The sequence below is a fragment of the [Clostridium] cellulosi genome, from assembly GCF_036762875.1.
Lineage (GTDB): Bacteria > Bacillota > Clostridia > Oscillospirales > Ethanoligenentaceae > Ruminiclostridium_D > Ruminiclostridium_D cellulosi.
Window position 1 is genome coordinate 18,297 of sequence record NZ_JBAIZF010000025.1, and the last position, 21,967, is coordinate 40,263.

Here is a 21,967-nt window from a genome sequence, read left to right on the forward strand (position 1 = left end):
TTTTATTTGTTCCAGCTCATCATCTTTCTTAATTCTCTGCCTACTTGTTCAATCTGGCTTTCCTGCTCCATCTTCCTTCTTGCGTTGAAGTACGGGCGGTTAGCCTGATTTTCAAGTATCCAGTTCTTTGCAAAGGTTCCGTCCTGGATTTCCTTAAGAACCTTTTTCATTTCTTTTCTGGTTTCTTCAGTGATTATGCGCTTTCCGGTCACATAATCGCCGTATTCGGCTGTGTCTGAAATTGAGTAGCGCATAAAGCTCAATCCGCCTTTATTGATAAGGTCAACAATGAGCTTCATTTCATGTAAGCACTCAAAATATGCGCTTTCGGGCTGATAGCCTGCTTCAACCAGTGTTTCAAAGCCTGCCTTGATAAGCTCGCAAACACCGCCGCAGAGAACTGCCTGTTCACCGAATAGATCGGTTTCGGTCTCTTCCTTGAAGGTGGTTTCAAGAATTCCTGCTCTTGCACCGCCTATACCTGCTGCGTAAGCTAATGCAAGGTCCTTTGCGTTTCCTGTTGCATCCTGATGAACTGCGATAAGGCACGGAACACCTCTACCCTCCTGGAACTGGCTTCTTACAGTATGTCCGGGCCCCTTGGGAGCAATCATGAATACATTTACGTCTGACGGAGGCACAATCTGACCAAAGTGAATATTAAAGCCATGAGCAAATACAAGGCTCTTTCCTGCAGAAAGATTGGGAGCAATGCTCTCCTGATAGAGTTTGGGCTGTTTTTCGTCATTAACAAGAATCATTATAATATCGGCCTGCTTTGCGGCGTCAAAAGCGGTTGCAACATTTAGGCCCGCTTCCTCTGCAAGCTTCCAAGACTTGCTTCCATGATATAGTCCAACTATAACATTTACTCCTGACTCATGAAGGTTAAGGGCATGTGCATGACCTTGGCTTCCATAACCGATAATAGCCACAGTCTTTCCCTTTAATAATTCCAGATTGCAATCCTTTTCATAATACAACTTTGCCATAATTATCCTCCTATATCTCATTAAGATTTTTAATTGCTTTATTTCCTCTTTGAAGTGCCGTAAGGCCGGTACGAACAATTTCAGCAATGCCGTATGAATCCATAAGAGCTATAAATGCTTCAATCTTAGCTTCGTCCCCGGTCATTTCAACTGTCAGGGTATCGGCTGCCACATCAACGATATTGGCTCTGAAAATGTCAACAATTTCGATAACCGACGCCCGGGTGGTCATGTTGGTCTTAACCTTTATTAAGGCAAGCTCCCTGAATACCGACTGCTCAGGATCCAGATCCACCACCTTGATGACGTCAATTAGCTTTTTTAGCTGTTTTTTTATCTGTTCAAGTATGTGGTCGTCACCGCGGACCACTATGGTCATTCGGGATACCTTTGGGTCTTCGGTCTCTCCCACCGAAAGGCTGTCAATATTGTAGCCCCTGCGGCTGAACAAGCCCGATACGCGGATCAAGACACCCGACTGGTTTTCTACAAGTACAGATAAAACGTGCCTTTTCATGCGCTCACTCCCTTCGCTTTCAAGTGTTTATTTTTATTAAGCCGGCTTATAGGTTCATAGGTTTTATGTTTAATAAGATTTTCAACTTGGTTCAGATTAAGCTTGACTGTAAGATTTTACTTAGCTGTATATCAAATGCGTTTCCGTTTTATAGCCGCTTGCGCTGTGAGCAGCAGCCTGCTCCTGTCTTACCATGATGTGGTTTATCTTTGATCTTCTCAGGGCGTCATATACATTTAAGATGTTTTCACTCTTGTCACCCCCCTTTCGCAGTCAGCCATTGGCTCTAAGCTTTCAGGAAATACTGTCAGTTAGTCAAATTAGGTTAAAAAAGGTTATAAAAAAACCCTCGCGCCCGTCGTTATATACAACAACAGGGGCGAGGGATACACTCCACGCGGTACCACCCTATTTTTATCCTTATCTCACGATAAGGACCTCATGAGGTTCTAACAAACCTTCACCTGTAACGGGGTTAACCGTGCCTTCCTATTTTTCGCCATCGAATTTCAGAAGACCTGCTCGGGAGGGAGGCATGCTCCAAAACCGTGCCGGTTCACACCAACCACCGGCTCTCTGAAGCGGTTTAACAGGAACACTGGACTCCTTCATCGCATTTCATATAGGGATTATTAGGTTATTGATATGTATTATTATATCAATCTGGTATATCAACGTCAACACTTTTTTTCAATAATTTTATATAACTTTATAAGGAAAATGGCTACTGAATGTTCTTTTACAGTTATATTCAGATAACAAAGCAGCAATTTCTTTCTCATTAATGTCCATTGTCTGAGCTGCAAAGGCAAATATTACAATTTGCCTCCCGGCTGTGAAGATGTAAAGTGTAATTCGGTATACCAGATGCCTGCGTCTTAGGTATTGCCTTAAATCAATATATTACTCTCAATCCCTTAAAATCAATGCCTTTAGCCTTATTCCTTACCACTTAACCCTAACAATCTTAACCCCTACACCTTAGCCCCTACACCTTAGCCCCTTCCCCTGTAAAAAAAGCAAACCCCGCAGCCGTTCAGGATTTCTCCTGCATCTACTACGGAATTTTGGAATGGACTTTATTTTTATAGAGTCAACTTTATTATCATGGAGTGGAGTTTATTTTAGTTATATAGTTCTGTTATTTGCTCCATTGAGAATAAAAACGGGGCTGTATCAAAACGCCGAGATTATCGACGTCAGATACAGCCCCGTTTTTATGCAAATTAACCGGGAAAGTGCCGAAAAACTATGTTATTCAGCTTGGATCTTGCAAGTCTGTTGTATTATTTTTTAGTTTTGGAGTATTAACTTCTTTCTTGCTGACACAAGCAGCATCATCGGCCGGCGCAGTTCATCCCGCATCCCAGGTACTGTGTTGAGCATATTTTCTGCAGGCTTTGGTTCGACAACACCTGTTATTTCAAAGCCTATTTTTATGAGACTGTTTAAGTATGTAGTAAGTGTCCGATGATATTTAATAACTTCCTCACCTAGAAATTTAGCATTGCGAATGCCTTCTGTGAAATAATGGTCAACTGGCCAATGCAGAATATTGCCCTTATCATCATAATACCAATCCTGAGGGCCTTGGGCAGTAAAAATGGGATGCTCTACAGAAAATATAAAATCTCCACCCCTTGAAAGGCATTTATATACTCTGACTAATACATCCTCAAAGGATTTAACATAGTGAAGCGCCAGGGAACTGATAACAACATCTAAGGATTCTTCAGGAAAATCTATGTCTTCTATTGGCATACAGATATACTCGATATTTCCACACTTTGTTTTACTCTTTGCTTCACTTAACATTTTTTGTGAAATATCAATTCCAATTACTGACCTGGCACCGTTCTCTACAGCATAGCGACAATGCCATCCAAACCCGCAGCCTAAATCCAAAACCCTTTTATCTTTGAAGTCAGGCAGCATATTTTTCAGTTCATGCCACTCCCCCGCACCTTCAAGACCATTTTTCGACCTATCCATATTACTATATTTATTAAAAAAGGTGTCATCATCGTATTTGTTTTGTTTCATTATAAATTTCCCTTTCTATCTATTTGTTCTTCTTTTCATTTCAAGTTATATGCAAACAAAAACACCCTATCCTCCTACTTTGACGTTTTGTCTCGATATGCAATCAGAGTAATTGCATTTAATATGATAGTAACAGTGAGAAGAATAATAGCGGCAAACGCCGCAGCACCAGTAGTGTCCATAAGAGCAGACCAGTCCTCAATCTTTACTAGATGGTAGCCATAAAGAATCTGTAAACATAGTGAAATAGCACAAGCGCTGATGCTCATAATAGAAAGAAAAGCCCAATTTCTGTTGCCCTGATTCTTATATCGCATAAGATTGACAACAGGAAGTATCCAGGCAACTACTCCAAGCACTAGGCTACCAAGATTAAGCAAACCAATCATAACATATCCCCCTTTTAGATTTTTTGGACAGCATAAATGAGAGTTCACCTTTACCGCAGCCGATGTTAAGGTAAGTATTAACATTATCTAAGATAAGTTTCATGAATTGTTTGAAATAACAGTTATTATGATTCCATTTCGGGTCATCAAGTTCTGGTATTTCATTAAAATCATTTTTCACAGCATTATAATTTTCCATATATTTATGGTAATAACAAAAAAACTATTATGCCGCCAACTCCAACAATTGAAAAAAAACGCCTACAACACGAGTTATTTTTATATAAAAATCTGAAGGTTCTGCTGCGGCATATGATTTCCATGATTCTGTAATTTGCCACCATGTATCTGGACTAATCAACATGATAATCCCTATAATTAAAATAAAAATGCTCAACAATATCATCATATAATGTTCTCCTTCATTATTTCGCACTATAATACTATTATGACCTTAATATAACATAACTTCATTTTCAATTAAACAAGTTTTGCTCCTTTTGATAGTATATTTTTTATGACAGTATATTTTTATTTTTGTAATTATTCTTCTATCATTAAAAGAAAAGGGCTTTTAACCTTTAACTATAATTATGTGATTAAAATCTTAACATAACTTTATTATCTATTTGATGTGACTTTATTATTTTTAACACAAGTTTTTTATTCTCCACCCTTACCTCTTTACCCTTTTTAGAATAAAACTTAATCCTAACTATGTATACACATAAAAATTCATGTCAAATTCCCATCCCCCTCAACCACTTGTCCCATCTATTCTCAACCCTATTTTTCCAATCTCATCCACATAAAAAAGTCATGTCAAAAAACACCCATTTCCCTTATGCCTATCTCCTATTTTCTTCCTACTTTTAGCCCGATTTTAGATAAAAAAGTCGTGTCATAAATAGGGATAAGGTTCAAGGGAAAAGGGGAAAGTTTTTATCAATATCTTTTATCAATACTCTATTCAAATCCAATAAAATCAATACTTTTAACCTTATACCTTGCCCCTTAACCCTAACAATCCTAAAATAAAAATCATGGCTCCAATAAGGCTTTCTACCCTATTTTCACCATGACTTTTAACATGACTTTTTTATTTTTAACACAACTTTTTTATTTGTGACACGAGTTTTTTTTGGTTATACATTTGGAGTATATTGTGTGAAAATGGTCAGCAGATTAACAGAACTGATTCAGCGTTGAAAGTTATTTAAACATTTCTGTCAGATCTGTTATCGCGCTGATTTTGTATTCGTAATTTGTGACTTCGCCGAAACCATATGAAGCATAAATAAACGGAATACATGCCTTTCGTGTTGCTTCATAATCAATTTGAGTATCACCGACATAATACGCGCTTTTTATATTGTTGCGGCTTATTATATCAATGATATTCTCACCTTTGGTTTTTCCGGCCAAGCCTGCACATTGATAATCATTAAAATATTTGTCTAACTTGTGAAATTCAAAAAATGCTTCAATATATCCTTCTTGACAGTTACTGACTATAAACAGTTTCATGTGCGACGAAAGACTTTTTAATGTTTCTTCCAGTCCATCATAAAGTTTTCCGCCGCGCTTTTTTATTACTTCCTGTTCGTGGTCACAGCATTTTTGAATAAGCTGAATACATTCTTCGGTTTCCATATTTGGAAATAATTCTTTTCCAATCTGTGGTAATTGTTTACCCATTAATGTCTTTAACTTCTCCGCTGTCAGTGGTTCCGTGACTCCGTAATCCGCCAACACTTCATTCCATGAGGCGGCAACAGTCTCGGAAGAATCCCATAGGGTTCCATCCATATCAAAAATTAATGCATCCGCGTTCATGAGATTACCTTTCAATCTATTAAGTTTGATTTTTATTTTACTCCACTGTGACGGACTTTGCAAGGTTCCGTGGTTTATCGACATCACAGCCACGCTTTACAGCCATATAGTACGCAAAAAGCTGAAGAGGAATAACTGTAAGCGACGGCATAAATATTCCCGGTATTCTTGGTACCTGAATTATTTCATCAGCCGCATCTATACCTTCTTCGCCTTCACGGCAAAGCAATAGGACATCGGCCCCTCTTGCTTTCACCTCTTTAATGTTGCTCAAAGTTTTCTCAAAGAGTTCTTCTTGTGCGGCAACAGCGACAACAGGCATTCCGTCAACAATCAGCGAAATTGTGCCGTGTTTTAATTCACCAGCCGCATATGCTTCACTGTGAATATAAGATATTTCTTTGAGTTTAAGCGAACCTTCCATAGAAACGGCATAATCGAGTCCGCGGCCAATAAAGAATATATTTTGCGCATTGCTGTACTTATCTGCGAGTTTCTTGCAGGTTTCCTGTGTCTTTAACATTTTCGAGATATAATCCGGAAGAGTTAGTATCTGAGCGCGCAATTCTGCATAGCTTTTGTCGTCGATTTTACCGTTTTCAAAGGCAATCCGGCCTGCAAGCATATATATTACAGCAAGCTGTACCGAATACGCTTTGGTTGAAGCAACAGCTATTTCCGGACCTGCCCATGTATAAATCACATGATCCGCTTCCCTTGCAATTGAAGAACCTACAACATTTACAACAGCAAGGGTTTTTACACCCATCTTTTTTCCCAGTCTCAGCGCAGCAAGTGAATCTGCTGTTTCGCCTGACTGAGAAATTATTATCAAATAATCCTTTTTGCCGAGTATCGGGTTGCGGTAACGGAATTCGGAGGCAATGTCAACCTCAACTGGAATTCTTGCCATTGATTCGATAATGTATTTCCCGACCATTCCAGCATGCATTGCCGTTCCGCAGGCGACTATGTGAATCCTTTCGATGTCCTTGAATTCGCCGTCTTTTATGCCTTCAAAGTTGATGCCGTTTTCAGTTATCCTCGTTGAAACGGTATCTTTAACAGCTTTAGGCTGTTCAAAGATTTCTTTCAGCATAAAGTGCGGATAACCGTCTTTTTGGGCGGCGGATACGGTCCATGTCGCCTTTTGGAGCGGTTTATTTACTTCATTGCCGTCAAAATCTACTATTCTTAAATCGTCACGGCTTATTATCGCAATCTCGTTTTCGTCAATCAAGTAATAATCCCGGGTATATTTTAAGATAGCGGGAATATCCGAAGCGATAAAATTCTCACCGCAACCTTTTGCCGCAATTAGCGGGCTGTCTTTTCTTATAGCATAAATTCTATCCGGAATATCGTGAAAAAGTATTCCAAAGGCATAAGAACCTCTGATTTTTGATACTGCGTTTTTTATTGCCGCAATAGGGTTCCCTTTATAGAAATAATCTATAAGTTTTGCAGCAACTTCAGTATCGGTATCAGATGAGAAATCATAGCCTTTTTGCTTAAGTTCATTCTTAAGGGACGAATAGTTTTCAATTATTCCGTTATGCACAATTGTTACATTTTTACCCGAATGTGGATGTGCATTTTTATCTGAAGGTTTTCCATGTGTTGCCCACCGAGTATGTCCTATGCCGCAAGTTCCGGATGGCGTCCCAACGCTTTTCAGCTTTTCTTTTAATGCCGACAGTCTGCCTTTAGTTTTGACACATTTTACTGCGCCGTCATCATTGTCATATATCGCAACACCGGCTGAATCATAGCCGCGGTATTCAAGACTCGCCAAACTGTCCAACAAAACGTCGGCACAATTTCTGTCCCCTATATATCCAACTATACCGCACATATATATAATATCCTCCAATAATTCAAAAATAAAACGAACCGCTCAAATATGTATATAAAAACTCGATAAATACGGTAATTTCCTAAAAAAGGTATAATAATAGCGCTGAATGCTCAGCCTTTTTTTGCGCGGTTACCCGCGTTTTTTGTAGCATGAGCTAACGACCGCAACACTAACGGCCGGAGGAGCACCCGCCGAATCTTTCGATAACTCCCCACCTCGTCAACCGATTTATATCGGTCCTGGCGCTTTAATATTTAATTTTATTATTACCATAATCCCCTCCTTTTGATTAATTTTTTATATACATTATTCACTTCCTTTCCTTTTATAATAAAACAGACAACTCTTTTATAATACACTATTATAAGATATTGTCAAGCTGGATATTTTATAATTCTGGCGTCTAACACTGCTGTTTTACTATAATATTATGCAATATTTCTGGCAGAAGGGATTAAATTTGAATATTTTCTATCTTGACCATGATGTAAATAAATGCGCAAGATTTCACTGCGACAAGCATGTAGTAAAAATGATTGTGGAGTATACCCAAATACTAAGTTCCGCTTATTATTTTACTGGTGAAAGCAATCTCGCGCCTTATAAGCTTACACACGCCAATCATCCCTGCTGCAGATGGGCAAGAACTTCCCTATCAAATTGGATATGGCTGAGAAATCTCGCTATTTCATTATGCAAAGAATATACATTTAGATTTGGAAAAAAACACAAATGTGAGAAAATACTTAAGAGCATGAAACCCCCATCATTGATTGACCGCGGGTTTACTAACATTATTTGTGTTATGGATAATGAGTATATTACAGGTTCAGACGCAGTTGAAAACTACAGAAACTTGTATAGGCATGGAAAAAGGCACCTTTTGAGCTATAAAAGGCTTGAAATACCGGAGTGGCTACGTGAAAACAATTAGTGATTGTTAGCTTTCAGAAAATGATACCGGCGTGCGTTTAAAGCAAACATCCCCAAAGAACCCAGCAACATTAAACCCGCAACAATAAACCACGCGGTTTCATAGCTGATCCGCAAAAGAACATATCCCATTATTACCGGGCCCACAGCAACACCTGCTCCGTTTACTATACTAAGCACTGAATTTGCACGTCCAATATACGCCTGAGGTACCTGCTGCGCAATATATATATTCACATTTATATTAATCAAAATTTGACCTATAGTCATAATCGCGGCCGAAACAATAAAAATGAAAAGGATTTTCCCTTCCGCGAAAATCAGGAATGAGAGCATGTAAAATAATCCGCCTATTGTAACTACTGACAGCGGCCTAAACTTTTGTGTAAGATGTGTCAGAATGGGTGTAAACAAAATGACACAAACCGCATTAACACTTACAAGTATACTATAATATTTTGCGCCATTCTCTAAGAACAGGCTTGCTGACTGCAGAGGCAGCATAAAGCCCCACTGCGAGTAGCAGAAGTTATACCCTAACAATAATATTGAAAAAACGATAAGCATTGGAGACTTAAAGATAAGTCTTAAAGCTGACTCATTCAATGTAAAGGCAGAATCAGTCTTTTTCTCAAGTGAATTGTCCGGAACATAAAAATAAACGAGGACGACAGATATTAGGCAGGTAATCGCGTCAATAAAAAACAGGGCCTGCAAGTATTTATTGAACAGCATACCGCCTATTGCCGGTCCTATGGCAAGCCCAAGATTATATCCGAGAAACAGGATTGAATATGCACTTTTTATTTTGTCTTCTCCGACAAGTTCGATTACTATTGAGTTGTAGGCCGGAGCCGCAACAGCAAAAAGGTTTGCGGCCAGAGCAATAAGCAGCGCCATTCCAATACTGGGTTTCATGAATCCGCATGGGATATAGGCAAGTGCCCCAAGTGTATTGAAAAGAACAATAACCTTTTTGCTGCCCATTCTGTCCACAAGCCTTCCGCCCAGCAATAAAAACGGCGCCTGCGTCACCATAAAAACAGTGGCTAATATACCCGTTATATCTTTTTGTAGCCCTATTTTTTGTGTCAGGATAAGCGTTATCATGGGCATAACAACACTGCCCATATTGTCTATAATTCTTGAAATAAATATTATATAGATGCCGCGGGGCAAGCCTTTATAGACGCTGAGCGGGCCTTTATTGCTCAATAGTAACGCCTCCTTAAGTTTTCAATCCTGAAGTTATTTTAGACATTTATTCCAAATAATAAAAAAACACCTATTAGGTTTTCTGCTTACCATATATGTAATATAAACTAAGGCAAACAGGAAATCTAATAAGTGGTTTTTTTCTAATTACTTTAATCTTAGAGTTAATAGTACCTCGTCATATGCAGCTATCTTTGCAGTCAATTCTTTGAGCTTCAAGGCTTTCTCATACATTGCTGATGCCTCAAGGTCACTTGTATTTTGCTTTGCGCTTCTCTGCTTAAAAAAGCGCAACTCTTCTGAAAGAGCTTCATATTTCTTCTTATATGTCCTTAGCTTCTCCCTAACAATGTCATAATCGGCACCATCTATACGAATTTCACGCTTACGCTTATTTATTTCATTTAATATTTTAGTCTTTTCTTCGCCATCAACCCATTTTAACCAGCGATCACAGTTCTGGCAATAGACGCCAGTTTTACCTTCTGACTCCTTGAGGTAAACTATATCGCTTTTACAATAACTACAAATCATCTATATGTCCCCCTTTATAGTTATATTACTTATGTCAATCCAAATCATCAATAATTAGCCAAACCTATATTAATTATATACAATAATTTCTATACATTCAAGTGTGGGTTAATATAATATAGCCAAAACAAGTCATTTGACGATATAGTCTGCTACCTTTCGCCAAGCCTCAAGCTTTTTCTCATACCCGCCGCGTGCATTAGCCGGGCTGGTTGAGGGCAGAGCGATATATGGCAATTCAATCTTTGAGGCATGATAACGCTTATAGTATTTTAGCGCTGCCCCTCCGTTAAGAAAAATAACTTGTATTAAAGGACATGACTTAATCAAACCGGCCACATTATTCGGACGTTCTTCTTTGATATTACCGTCAAGTGACCCTTGCCGTTCACAGGATGAAAGTGTGTCCCAGAGTGCGATATTGTGGCGCAATAGGAAGCTGCGCTTTGATGCATTTGTGTTGCCGGGATCGTCGCCAGTCAAGTCCTTCAGTATCTTCCAGAACGCATTTCTTGGGTGGGAATAATACATTCCCTGTTCAAGAGACGCTATTGACGGCATTGTCCCTAATATCAGTATTTTGCTGTTTTCATCGTAGATCGGATCAAAAGAATTAATCCTGTTCTCGCTCAAAACAATCCAGCCTCAAATGTCGCAATTTACAATGTCTGCATAAGTTTCTCTTCTTACAATAACACGCGGTTTGCCGTCTGTGATCATAACAATAGGCGGACGCGGAACGCGGTTGTAATTTGACGCCATTGAATAATTATAAGCACCTGTTCCGAAAACTGCAAGCAAATCTCCAGTTTCAGGCTGCTGTATCATCAAATTTTCCTGAATAAGATCACCGCTTTCGCAGTACCTACCGCCGATTGTCACTTTTACTGTTCTCTCTTCGTTAGCCTTATTTGCTATTACGGCGTCATACTCCGCTTGATACAGGGCATAGCGCGGATTGTCTCCCATGCCGCCATCTGTCAACACATATGTGCGAACGCCGGGAATAGTCTTGACTGAACATATCCGATAGAGCGTTATTCCGGCTTCACCGACTAATGACCTGCCCGGTTCCAACAAAATATACGGCAAATCAAGGCCGCGTTCCTCACAGGTCTTTCGTACTGTCTCTGAAACCTTTTCCATATACTTATCATACTTTATCGGCTTGTTTTCAGGTATGTATTTAATACCGAAACCTCCGCCGAGGTTTAAGCGGGACAATACGACATGATATTTTTCCTTCATATCCGCCATGAAATTGATCATTACTTGGGCGGCCAACTCAAAAGGTTCTACCTCAAAAATCTGCGAACCTATATGGCAATGCACGCCAACAAGGTTTAAATTTTTATACTCCAGTGCTTTTTTAACAGCCTGGTCCGCCTCGCCTGTTTCAATTGCAAATCCAAACTTCGAGTCTATTTGGCCAGTTCTTATGAAATCGTGTGTATGCGCGTCTATGCCTGGCTTTAATCGCAGCATTATATCCTGCTTTGTGCCTTTTTCATCGCATATTTTATTAAGCAAAATCAGTTCATCAATATTGTCAACCACAAAGCAACCAATTTTGCAGTCTACTGCGTATTCAATTTCTTCCCGCGTTTTACTATTGCCGTGGAAATAAATTTTGTCAGCCGGAAATCCAGCCTCCATAGCTGTATAAAGTTCACCGCCTGAGACAACATCAAGCCCCAAGCCTTCGCTTGCTGCGATACGGCACATTTCTTTGCAGCTCAATGCCTTGCTTGCATAAAGAGGGAGTCCATTACCGCCGTAATAATTGTCAATCGACTGTTTATAAAGTCTGCAATTTTTCCTTACGGTCTCTTCATCCATAACATAAACAGGAGTCCCAAATTCTGCTGCAATCTCGGTGGTATCATATCCTCCAATTGTGAGATTTCCCTTTTCATTGATGTTCAAACAATCTGAATTAAACAATTTCCTTACTCTCCATCTTCTAAATTATTTTTATAACACGCATGCACAATTTCACTTTTTAATTCATCTATCCCCATACCATTATCAGCAGATGTAAAAATAATTTTTGGCGAGCAGAAAGAAAGTTCTTTCGGAACCTCAATTTTACGTTTTGCAAGCTGGGTTGCTTTAAGTTTATCTGTCTTTGTCAAAGCAACAACAAAAGGCAGATTGTTTTGAGTTAGATAATCCAACATTAAAACGTCATCCTGTGAGGGTTCGCGGCGAACATCGACTAATTGAACAACCAGCTTTATATTCCGGTTTTGTCCAAAATAACCTTCAATAAGCTCTGACCATTTTTCTTTATCTTTCTTTGACACCTTAGCATATCCGTATCCTGGTAAATCAACGAGCCGGAAAAAACCGCAGTCATAAAAATTTATGGAAGCGGTTTTTCCGGGCTCGGAACTTACCTTTGCAAGCCCTTTGCGGGATACTAACCTGTTAATCATCGAAGATTTCCCGACATTGGATTTGCCTGAAAAGACAATTTCAGGTTTATCCGACGGAATTAATTGAGAAGGCACATATGCTGACGTCTCAAATGCCGCAGCTGCCGCCGCCTTATTGAATAGCGAAATATTGTCCATTAATACTTTTTCCTCCAAAATTAACGGAGTTGATATTTACATCTTAGTAAAATTATTGCCTGATAACTGTTGCTATATTATCCGATGGAATATTAGTTAGCAAATTCAAGTCTTCTTTTTTGTCATTATTATTGCAAGCCTTTTTCTTAGGGAATATTATAGCAGATTTGAGGACGGTGTCCATGTTATCAGCTGTAATAAAATGCAGCTTTTCCCTGACGGTCTTGTCAATTTCTTCAAGGTCGGCTTTATTGTCTTCTGGAATGATTACTGTTTTTACTCCTGCGCGGTATGCAGCCATTGTCTTTTCCTTAAGTCCTCCTATCGGAAGAACGCGTCCACGCAGTGTTATCTCGCCTGTCATTGCTACGTCACGTCTTACTGGATAGCCTGTCAATGCAGACGCGACTGCAGTGGCCATAGTAACCCCTGCCGACGGCCCGTCTTTCGGGATTGCCCCTTCTGGCACATGGATATGTATATCCTTCGACTGATAAAAATCATTGGATATGCCAAGCTCGTCCGCGCGGCATCTTATATAACTTATTGCAGCCTTTGCCGATTCTTTCATTACATCACCGAGAGAACCGGTAAGTTCAAGCTTGCCGCTGCCATCCATTACATTGACTTCAATCGTCATTGTTTCGCCGCCGACACTTGTCCAAGCAAGCCCGGTAACTACGCCGACTTCATCCCGTTTCAAGATTGTTTCAGGCTTATAGCGCTTCGGGCCTAAAAGTTTTTCGAGGTCTTCTTCCCTTATCCTTACTTGCTTTTTACCTGACACAATTTCCTTTGCTGCTTTTCGGCACAGTGTTCCGATTTCCTGCTCAAGATTGCGGACACCTGCTTCGCGTGTATAAAAATCTATAAGACCATACAGCACATCGTCGTCTATAATAAGCTTGCGCTTATTAAGTCCGTGTTTCTTCAGTTGCTTACTAAGAAGATGCCGCTTCGCAATATTAAACTTTTCCTCTCTTGTATAACTGGAAAGAGAGATTACTTCCATACGGTCAAGAAGCGGCTCAGGAATAGTGTCAAGTGTGTTTGCTGTAGTTATGAACATAACATGGCTGAGATCAAACGGTATTTCAATGAAGTGGTCCCTGAATGCATAGTTTTGCTCTGAGTCTAAAACTTCAAGCAGTGCCGCAGCGGGATCACCACGAAAATCGCCATCAAGCTTGTCAATCTCATCAAGAAGCATCAGCGGATTTGATACGCCGGCTCTTGTAAGAGCTTCTATTATTCTGCCGGGCATGGCGCCTATGTATGTTTTCCTGTGGCCGCGGATATCAGCCTCATCCCTGACACCGCCGAGTGAAACCCTAACATACTTTCTTCCGATTGCTTTGGCAATTGAGCGTGCAATTGATGTTTTGCCAACGCCCGGAGGCCCATAAAGGCAGATAATCTGACCGGAAACATTTGGTGATAACTTTTTGACTGCGAGGTATTCTATAATTCTGTCCTTGACTTTATCAAGGCCATAATGGTCCCGGTCAAGAACCTTTCTGGCGTAATCTAGGTCAATCTTATCTTTCGTTTGCTTATTCCACGGAAGAGCCAGACAAGCATCAAGCCATGTTCTGACTACTGTCGCTTCATGGGAACCTATCGGCATCTTAAACAGGCGGTCTGCCTGTTCATGCATTTTTTCCGCTGCCTCTTTTTCGGCTTCAATTTTTTCCTTGTTTCCTGACTTTCCTAATTGAAGCGCATCTATTTTTTGATGATATTCTTCCGCTTCACTTCTCGGGTTATCGCCTTCATCAAGTTCCTGCGACAAAACCTTAATTTGCTCACGAATATAATATTCACGCTGGTTTTTATCTATTTCCTCGTGAACCTTTTTGTTTATATCGCGTTCAATATTCAGTATTTTTATTTCATTCTGAAGTAATCTTATAACCAACTGTATGCGTTTAGAGGGATTAAGCTCCTCTAAAACCGCCTGCTTGTCCTCAAAATTGAGAATTAAATTCGAAGCTATGTAGTCAGACAGCGCGCCTATATCTTTTGCATTATAGATTTCAGTAAAAACGTCTTGCGGCAATTTGGGCCCTATATCAGAATATTCCGAGACAAGGTCCTGGACTTTCCTAATATAAGCCTGCGCCCTTGTAGCGCTTATTGGGCGCCCTTCCTGAAAACAAGGTTCGGCAACGGCGGTGAAAAAAGGTTCGTCGCTTATTATATCGGTGATTCTGGCTCTATAAACGCCCTCAATCAGCACTCTTGCACTTTCGCCGGGAAGATGAACAATCTGTTTTATCTTCGCTGCTGTGCCAATCTCATATATATCATCTTTTTCAGGGTCATCTTCGCGAGCATCGCGCTGTGCTGCCAATAAAATCATTTGGTTGACAGACATAGCTGCCATCAATGCTTCAAAAGATTTTTTTCTGCCAACATCAAAATTTACTATCATATTTGGAAAAACAGTTAATCCCCTCAACGGCATAAAAGGGATTGTAACCGTTTCAATAGCTTTATCCTTTGTATTCATATCATTATCCTCCGGGATAAGAAAGTTGCGCTATTCATATATCAAAAAAGAGTTCTTTTAAGATTATATTATAAAATGCCCTATCATACAATATCAAACATCCAGATTTGACATTCCATTTATAGTTATAGTATATTTATCCAATTTGTTTTATTATTTTTTCGATATTTTGTGCAAGTTCAAATGAGGTTTCGTAATTTAGAAATATATTATTAAAAAATTAGGCAGCCCGCAGGCTGCCTTTTATTTATGATGCATTCTCACGTCTTTTGTGCGTTTGTTTATGCGGAATCAGCATCCGCTGAGCCCGTTTATCCGGATTGTACTCAATAATCGGATTCTCCTTCTTTCTGACACAATTCCCTGTAACAGTAATCTTTTCGATAGTCGGATCGGAAGGCACCTCAAACATTACCTTTGTCAGAATATCCTCCATTATCGCGCGCAATCCTCTTGCGCCCGTTTCACGTTCTATTGCCAAGTCTGCAACAGCATTGAATGCATCCTCATCAAAATTAAGAGAAACGCCATCCATTTCAAACAGCTTCACATACTGTTTGAAAATTGCATTTTTGGGCTTCGTTAGGATGTTTATCAAAGCCTTTCTGTCGAGTGATGACAGTGTCGTTATAACAGGCAGTCTTCCGACAAGTTCCGGAATTAAGCCGAAACGAACGAGATCCTGAGGAATTACCTGTTTCAATATATCTCCAGTGTTCTTTTCCTTTTTGCTCTTAATTTCAGCGCCGAAACCAAGAGTATTTTGACCAATTCGCTTGTCAATAATTTTTTCCAAGCCATCAAACGCCCCGCCACAAATAAACAGAATGTCTTTTGTATTTATCTGTATAAATTCCTGATGGGGGTATTTGCGCCCGCCCATAGGTGGGACGTTTGCAATCGTTCCCTCGAGGATTTTCAAAAGTGCCTGCTGCACGCCTTCGCCACTTACATCACGGGTTATTGAGGGATTTTCAGACTTTCTGGCGATTTTATCGATTTCATCGATATAGATTATACCTTTTTCTGCCCTCTCAACATCATAATCTGCCACCTGAATAAGACGCAGCAAAATGTTTTCGACGTCCTCACCTACGTATCCCGCTTCGGTAAGTGTCGTTGCATCGGCAATTGCGAATGGTACATTAAGCATCTTGGCCAAAGTCTGGGCAAGCAAAGTTTTGCCGACACCCGTTGGCCCTAATAGCAAAATATTGCTCTTCTGTAAATCTACATCACTTGTATCGCCGTAAAAAATACGTTTATAGTGATTGTAAACTGCAACACACAGTGCAACCTTTGCGTCATCCTGCCCGATTACATATTCGTCGAGCTTCTTTTTCATTTCGGCCGGACTCATGAGGGTAATTTCGTTATCCTCTTTTGCAGACTTCGGCCTTTCAACGACATTTTCGTCTTCAAGGATACTCAGACAAAGTTCGATGCACTCGTTGCATATATAAACACCCGGTCCGGCAATTAGCCTTTTTACCTGATCTTGTGTTTTTCCGCAAAAAGAACACTTTAGCACCCTGCGGTCTTCAAATTTAGCCATAAATCACCCGACCTATCTCATCTCTTATAAATCACCTTATCAACGAGTCCATACTCTACTGCTTCTTCCGCAGTCAAGAAATTGTCACGTTCAGTATCACGTTCGATTACTTCAATCGGTTTACCTGTAAATTCAGCATACATTTTATTCATCTTATTACGTATTCTAATAATATGCTCAGCATGAATCTTGATATCTGTAGCCTGTCCCTGTGCGCCACCGAATGGTTGATGAATCATTATTTCACTGTTAGGAAGTGCAAAGCGTTTACCCTTCGCACCTGCAGCAAGGAGGAATGAGGCCATACTCGCTGCCATACCGACACAAATTGTTGATACATCACATTTAATATACTGCATTGTATCATAGATAGCCATTCCTGCGGTAATTGAACCTCCAGGACTATTGATATAAAGCTGAATATCTTTGTCCGGATCCTGGCCTTCAAGGAATAAAAGCTGAGCTACGACGATGCTCGCACTTGCATCATTAATCTCTTCCGAAAGCATAATGATACGGTCGTTCAATAGCCTCGAAAATATATCGTAGGAACGCTCTCCCCTGTTAGTCTGTTCAATAACCATAGGTACGAGACTCATAATATCACTCCTTGCATAAATAATTATAGCCGATCTTTTAAATTATTGACACATAAAAATTATAATACGCATAACAGTGTTATTTATTCTTTATCACTGCTATCCTTTTTAGTTTTTCTGGTGGTCTTCTTCTCTGTTTTAGCCTTGCTATCTTTGCTGGCCTTAGTAACTTTGCTGTCTTTTTTGTCCTTGCTTTCGCTGTCGTCATGTTTGTGCGTCTCTTCTGTAGCCGCTTCCTCAGTTATGACAGCATTGTCGCGGACAAAGTCAATTGCCTTGTTGACAGCAATGTCCTTCTTAAGGTCATCGGCATTAATGATATTCTTGATTTTCTCAGCATCAATGCCATACTGTCCTGCAAGCTTCTTATATTCTGCGTCAAGATCTTCGTCGGTTACTTCAAATTTCTCATTAGCAACAATTTTTTCAAGTGCAAGACGCATCTTAACCTGGCGCTCAGCCTGCTCACGGAATGTCTTTCTGAACTCATCCATTTCCATGCCGGCATAATGCAAATATGTCTTGAGGTTCATGCCTTGCATCTGCAGACGATAGTTAAAATCATTTACCATATTGTCGATTGCGCGTTCGAACATGACTTCCGGAATTTCTGCCTTCATGCTTCCAATAATCTGTTCAACCAAAGCATCCTCAACTTCAGTTTCAGACCTTTTATCTTTTGCTTCCTGAATGCGCTTTTTAATATCAGCCTTATATTCATCAAGTGTATCAAATTCGCTTACATCTTTTGCAAATTCATCATCAAGCTCCGGAAGTTCGCGGACTTTGAGTTCATGAAGCACAATTTTGAAAACAGCAGGTTTGCCGGCAAGTTCTTTTGAATGGTAATTTTCCGGGAATGTTACATTGATTTCAAAATTCTCACCGATTTTATGGCCGATAATCTGGTCTTCGAAACCAGGAATAAATGTACCTGAACCAAGCTCAAGCTCTTGCTTTTCAGCTTTTCCGCCTTTGAAGGGTTTACCGTCGAGGAAACCTTCATAATCAATTACCGCGATATCGCCCTTCTGTGCAGCCCTGTCTTCAACAGTAATAATACGAGCATTTCTTTCACGGACGTGTTCAAGCTCGTGGTTAACTTCATCGTCACTTACAGTATAAACCTTTTTGACCGCTTTAAGGCCTTTGTACTCGCCAAGCTCAACATCCGGTTTTACTGTTACTTTCGCTTTGAATGTTACGCCTTTTTCTTTACTAATATCGACAACTTCTATATCAGCACGATCGACAGGTTCGATTCCTGCTTCCTTAACTGCTTCTTCATAAGCCTGCGGATAAAGTGAATTTACAGCATCTTCATAAAAAATGCCTTCGCCATAAAGCTTTTCAATAACACTGCGTGGTGCCTTGCCCTTTCTGAATCCAGGAACATTTATGCGTTTAGCATTTTTCTTGAATGCTTTGTCTACAGCTTCTGCAAATTTATCCTTATCTACAGAAATCTCAAGTTCGTATTTGTTTGTCTCAATCTTATTAGCGCTATTTAAACCCATTTAACATCCTCCTAAATTTATATAAGCCGTTGCCAGAAAATAGGCACCAGCAACTTATCCAAGCTATTATATCATATCCATGAAAATTTAGCCACTGTTATTTTTAATAAAGGGTGCGGAAATAATTACTTAAAAATAGACAAACATTCTATCAAAATTCTGATTTCAGTCATTTCTGACGATTACAGGAGCAAAATGCGTATGGTCACATGATATAAGGCGGAATATGATTCCGTCGTATTCACCTTCAAAGGCTGTATCTGCCGCTCTTCCATGTAGATGACCGAAATAGCAATTCTTAACGTTATGTTCTTTTAAGACGTTCATTATTTCTTCACAGCAGTATCCGTTGCAAACAGGCGGGTAGTGAAGAAATACTAATGGTTCTTTTGATGCTTCTTCAGCTTTCTTGATGGAAGTTTCCAGCCTGCCGACTTCTCTCAGCAATATTTTTTTGTTGTCTTCTGCATCGCAGAACCACCCCCTTGTTCCGCACACTGCATAATTGTCAAACAGTTCAGCGTTGTTATGGATAATTTTAATTGTATTAAGATTATTTTCATCAAGGAACTTGTTCATCTTATTCATCGTGTTCCACCAAAAGTCGTGGTTTCCCTTGATGATTAGTTTTCTTCCGGGTAGATTATTAATAAATTCAAAGTCGGGCAGAAGCGTTTCCAACGACATTGCCCATGAAACATCGCCTGCTATCACAACTGTATCATTATCGCTTACGACTTTCCGCCAATTGGTTTTTATTTTATCGATGTAATTTTCCCAACCTTTAAATATATCCATGGGTTTGTCAGTGCCAAACGAAAGATGAAGGTCGGAGATTGCAAATAAAGACATTTTTACCCCCTAAAATAAGCGGCATTCAATACCTACACAGAGCAATTTTCTCATATAGTTGCCATAGCGAACAATATATTCAAAGCGTAAACAATTTTTAGACGGGAAAAATACAGTTGAAAGGGGAGGATTCGATGAATGTCGTCGAACGCATATCTGAAAAATTAACGAAAAAAGAGCATATCAGCGGAATTCACTGCGATGTAACAAACTGCGTTTACCACGATCCAAAACACAAATGCAGTGCGAGTCAAATAAAAGTCGGGCCGACCTTTGCCACTAACAGTGCAGATACTGCATGTTCGACCTTCAGACCTAAATAAATGACGTGCCCGCTGCTGACTTAAAAACCTTCGCCCTGCGGCGGAGGTTTTTAAGTTGAATCCGGCTGCTCTTTTAACTTAAATCGTAATTTCAAATGCCAAGTGCTTTGAAAACTACATCTTTAAGTTCGTTTTTAGCGCAGGATTGTGTGAAACGCACAGGCAGCTCAAACAAATCGGAAATTTGTTTTGGCGGCGTTGTCATCTGAAGCTCAGCAAGCTCATTAATTTGCTCCTGCTCACTTCCAGACGATTTTTCGCCTTTTATGGATTCAAGTACATCTCCGGCAAATTTAAATGGACTTGCCGTAGAAGCGATTATCGTTTTTGACATATCGTTTGTCTTTACCCTGTATTGTTCAAGTACATTGACTGCAACAGCAGTATGAGGGTCACAAACATAAGCGTATTTATTATAGATATCTTTTATTGTCTGCCTTGTCATGTTATCGTCACAGTAGCCGGCCCAGAAGTATTCGCCGATTGAATTCTTAATGCTGTCGTCAACAGTATATTTTCCCTCTTTCGCGAGAGAATCCATATAACTTCTGATCTTAGCGTCATCGCAGCCGGAAAGATCATATAACAGGCGTTCAAGGTTACTTGAAATAAGGATATCCATGGACGGTGAGATTGTCGTATAGAACTGTCTGTTTTTATCATATTTGCCCGTCATAATAAAATCGGTAAGAACATTATTTGCATTTGAAGCGCAGATAAGTCTGCCAATCGGGATACCCATTTTCTTGGCATAATATGCAGCAAGTATATTACCAAAGTTACCTGTCGGCACTACGACATTTATAAATTCGCCGCAACTTACCCGTCCATTTTTAATAAGGTCGGCATATGCGGAAATATAGTACACAATCTGAGGAACAAGCCGTCCCCAGTTGATTGAATTTGCGCTGGTGAACATCATGCCGTTTTCATCAAGCGCTTTTTTTATATCTTCATCTGTAAATATTTTTTTGACTCCGCTTTGCGCAGCATCAAAATTGCCTTCAATTGCAAAAACTCCGACATTTTCACCCTGCTGTGTCGCCATTTGGAGCTTCTGCAGCGCGCTGACGCCCTCTTTGGGATAAAAGACTATGATCTTTGTTCCCGGAACATCCTTGAATCCTTCAAGGGCAGCTTTGCCTGTATCGCCCGACGTAGCAACAAGTATAACCATTGTCTTTTTGTTGCCGCATTTTTCTGTGGCATAGGAAAGCAAATGCGGCAGAAGCTGCAGCGCCATATCTTTAAACGCGCAAGTCGGGCCATGCCAAAGCTCCAGCATATAGGTTGACGGATCAAGCTCGTAAAGCGGAGCGATACTTTCTGTTTCAAACTTTTCCATTGTGTATGCCTTAGATACACAATCATTTATTTCTGTTGAGGTGTAATCTGTGAGGAAGCGGCTCAGTACATATGCAGCACGAGAGACATAGTTCTGTTCCGCCAATTCTTTCATATCATTATAGGAGAGCCATGGCATACTCGCTGGGACGAACAGTCCTCCTTCAGACGAAATTCCCATACTGATTGCCTGCGCAGAAGTGACAGAAATAGAACTGTCTCTTGTACTCTTATAAATCATAGAGCTGCCCTCCGTTTTACCATGTAAATGTTAACTGCTTTTTAATGAGCATTTATAATATTATTACAACTTTAACGACAGTCAAAACATTTTTCAAAATTCGTTGTAAGCATAAATTTTAATGTGTTATT

At 39.9% G+C, this 21,967-nt stretch carries 22 protein-coding genes and 1 other annotated feature; of the genes, 2 read left to right on the forward strand and 20 right to left on the reverse strand.

Annotated elements, in window-relative coordinates; genetic code table 11:
- Nucleotides 1–2 precede the first annotated feature (2 nt).
- The 9 genes from ilvC to glmS form a co-directional block, all read right to left on the reverse strand.
- Nucleotides 3–992, reverse strand: a complete 990-nt coding sequence (gene ilvC / locus V6C21_RS07575; protein WP_479268726.1) for a ketol-acid reductoisomerase — start codon at nucleotides 990–992, stop codon at nucleotides 3–5.
- Nucleotides 993–1,002: 10 nt separating this feature from the next.
- Entirely contained in the window at nucleotides 1,003–1,509 is a 507-nt protein-coding gene (gene ilvN / locus V6C21_RS07580; protein ID WP_045085511.1) for an acetolactate synthase small subunit, read from the reverse strand.
- A gap of 120 nt (nucleotides 1,510–1,629) precedes the next feature.
- Nucleotides 1,630–1,782: a thiamine pyrophosphate-binding protein gene (locus V6C21_RS07585; RefSeq protein ID WP_084228910.1), complete on the reverse strand. Its 153-nt coding sequence runs from the start codon at nucleotides 1,780–1,782 to the stop codon at nucleotides 1,630–1,632.
- 99 nt (nucleotides 1,783–1,881) lie between these two features.
- Nucleotides 1,882–2,130 (reverse strand) — a binding site (T-box leader).
- Between the two features lie 672 nt (nucleotides 2,131–2,802).
- A complete protein-coding gene (locus V6C21_RS07590; protein WP_479268727.1) occupies nucleotides 2,803–3,552 on the reverse strand; it encodes a class I SAM-dependent methyltransferase in 750 nt (249 codons plus the stop codon).
- A 74-nt stretch (nucleotides 3,553–3,626) separates the two neighbouring features.
- Nucleotides 3,627–3,941: a hypothetical protein gene (locus tag V6C21_RS07595; protein WP_034844800.1), complete on the reverse strand. Its 315-nt coding sequence runs from the start codon at nucleotides 3,939–3,941 to the stop codon at nucleotides 3,627–3,629.
- The gene (locus tag V6C21_RS07600; RefSeq protein ID WP_068558037.1) at nucleotides 3,925–4,140 is read right to left on the reverse strand and encodes a hypothetical protein; all 216 of its coding nucleotides are present in this window, start codon (nucleotides 4,138–4,140) and stop codon (nucleotides 3,925–3,927) included. Before V6C21_RS07600 ends, V6C21_RS07595 begins: the two co-directional genes overlap by 17 nt.
- Nucleotides 4,141–4,167: 27 nt before the next feature.
- Complete coding sequence (locus tag V6C21_RS07605) at nucleotides 4,168–4,350, reverse strand: DUF6199 family natural product biosynthesis protein (protein WP_479268728.1); 183 nt, start codon at nucleotides 4,348–4,350, stop codon at nucleotides 4,168–4,170.
- 803 nt (nucleotides 4,351–5,153) lie between these two features.
- Nucleotides 5,154–5,777, reverse strand: a complete 624-nt coding sequence (locus tag V6C21_RS07610; RefSeq protein ID WP_479268729.1) for an HAD family hydrolase — start codon at nucleotides 5,775–5,777, stop codon at nucleotides 5,154–5,156.
- Between the two features lie 37 nt (nucleotides 5,778–5,814).
- Complete coding sequence (gene glmS / locus V6C21_RS07615) at nucleotides 5,815–7,632, reverse strand: glutamine--fructose-6-phosphate transaminase (isomerizing) (protein WP_479268730.1); 1,818 nt, start codon at nucleotides 7,630–7,632, stop codon at nucleotides 5,815–5,817.
- 463 nt (nucleotides 7,633–8,095) lie between these two features.
- Between glmS and V6C21_RS07620 the strand changes: the two genes are divergently transcribed.
- Entirely contained in the window at nucleotides 8,096–8,569 is a 474-nt protein-coding gene (locus V6C21_RS07620; RefSeq protein WP_479268731.1) for a hypothetical protein, read from the forward strand.
- On the opposite strand, the gene V6C21_RS07625 is transcribed toward V6C21_RS07620, so the two are convergent.
- The 10 genes from V6C21_RS07625 to V6C21_RS07670 all read right to left on the reverse strand — a co-directional run bounded on the left by V6C21_RS07625 (nucleotide 8,566) and on the right by V6C21_RS07670 (nucleotide 19,928).
- Nucleotides 8,566–9,783, reverse strand: a complete 1,218-nt coding sequence (locus V6C21_RS07625) for an MFS transporter (RefSeq protein ID WP_479268732.1) — start codon at nucleotides 9,781–9,783, stop codon at nucleotides 8,566–8,568. The two genes, V6C21_RS07620 and V6C21_RS07625, sit on opposite strands and share 4 nt — an antisense overlap.
- A gap of 147 nt (nucleotides 9,784–9,930) precedes the next feature.
- Entirely contained in the window at nucleotides 9,931–10,317 is a 387-nt protein-coding gene (locus tag V6C21_RS07630) for a hypothetical protein (RefSeq protein WP_034842018.1), read from the reverse strand.
- 132 nt (nucleotides 10,318–10,449) lie between these two features.
- Nucleotides 10,450–10,950, reverse strand: a complete 501-nt coding sequence (locus V6C21_RS07635; RefSeq protein ID WP_034842019.1) for a DNA-deoxyinosine glycosylase — start codon at nucleotides 10,948–10,950, stop codon at nucleotides 10,450–10,452.
- Nucleotides 10,951–10,962: 12 nt separating this feature from the next.
- Nucleotides 10,963–12,261, reverse strand: coding sequence for a diaminopimelate decarboxylase (gene lysA / locus V6C21_RS07640; protein ID WP_479268733.1), 1,299 nt, complete (start codon nucleotides 12,259–12,261; stop codon nucleotides 10,963–10,965).
- A gap of 5 nt (nucleotides 12,262–12,266) precedes the next feature.
- Nucleotides 12,267–12,893: a ribosome biogenesis GTP-binding protein YihA/YsxC gene (yihA, locus tag V6C21_RS07645; protein ID WP_034842023.1), complete on the reverse strand. Its 627-nt coding sequence runs from the start codon at nucleotides 12,891–12,893 to the stop codon at nucleotides 12,267–12,269.
- 52 nt (nucleotides 12,894–12,945) lie between these two features.
- A complete protein-coding gene (gene lon, locus V6C21_RS07650; protein WP_479268734.1) occupies nucleotides 12,946–15,405 on the reverse strand; it encodes an endopeptidase La in 2,460 nt (819 codons plus the stop codon).
- Nucleotides 15,406–15,652: 247 nt separating this feature from the next.
- Nucleotides 15,653–16,960 carry an ATP-dependent Clp protease ATP-binding subunit ClpX gene (clpX, locus tag V6C21_RS07655; protein WP_479268735.1) on the reverse strand — a complete coding sequence of 436 codons (1,308 nt, stop codon included), beginning with the start codon at nucleotides 16,958–16,960 and terminating at the stop codon, nucleotides 15,653–15,655.
- A 17-nt stretch (nucleotides 16,961–16,977) separates the two neighbouring features.
- The gene (gene clpP / locus V6C21_RS07660; RefSeq protein WP_034842026.1) at nucleotides 16,978–17,559 is read right to left on the reverse strand and encodes an ATP-dependent Clp endopeptidase proteolytic subunit ClpP; all 582 of its coding nucleotides are present in this window, start codon (nucleotides 17,557–17,559) and stop codon (nucleotides 16,978–16,980) included.
- Between the two features lie 83 nt (nucleotides 17,560–17,642).
- Complete coding sequence (gene tig, locus V6C21_RS07665) at nucleotides 17,643–19,076, reverse strand: trigger factor (protein WP_479268736.1); 1,434 nt, start codon at nucleotides 19,074–19,076, stop codon at nucleotides 17,643–17,645.
- 165 nt (nucleotides 19,077–19,241) lie between these two features.
- Complete coding sequence (locus V6C21_RS07670) at nucleotides 19,242–19,928, reverse strand: metallophosphoesterase (protein WP_034842028.1); 687 nt, start codon at nucleotides 19,926–19,928, stop codon at nucleotides 19,242–19,244.
- A gap of 134 nt (nucleotides 19,929–20,062) precedes the next feature.
- Between V6C21_RS07670 and V6C21_RS07675 the strand changes: the two genes are divergently transcribed.
- Nucleotides 20,063–20,251: a DUF1540 domain-containing protein gene (locus V6C21_RS07675; protein WP_034842029.1), complete on the forward strand. Its 189-nt coding sequence runs from the start codon at nucleotides 20,063–20,065 to the stop codon at nucleotides 20,249–20,251.
- 91 nt (nucleotides 20,252–20,342) lie between these two features.
- On the opposite strand, the gene thrC is transcribed toward V6C21_RS07675, so the two are convergent.
- Complete coding sequence (thrC, locus tag V6C21_RS07680; protein ID WP_034842030.1) at nucleotides 20,343–21,836, reverse strand: threonine synthase; 1,494 nt, start codon at nucleotides 21,834–21,836, stop codon at nucleotides 20,343–20,345.
- Nucleotides 21,837–21,967 lie beyond the last annotated feature (131 nt).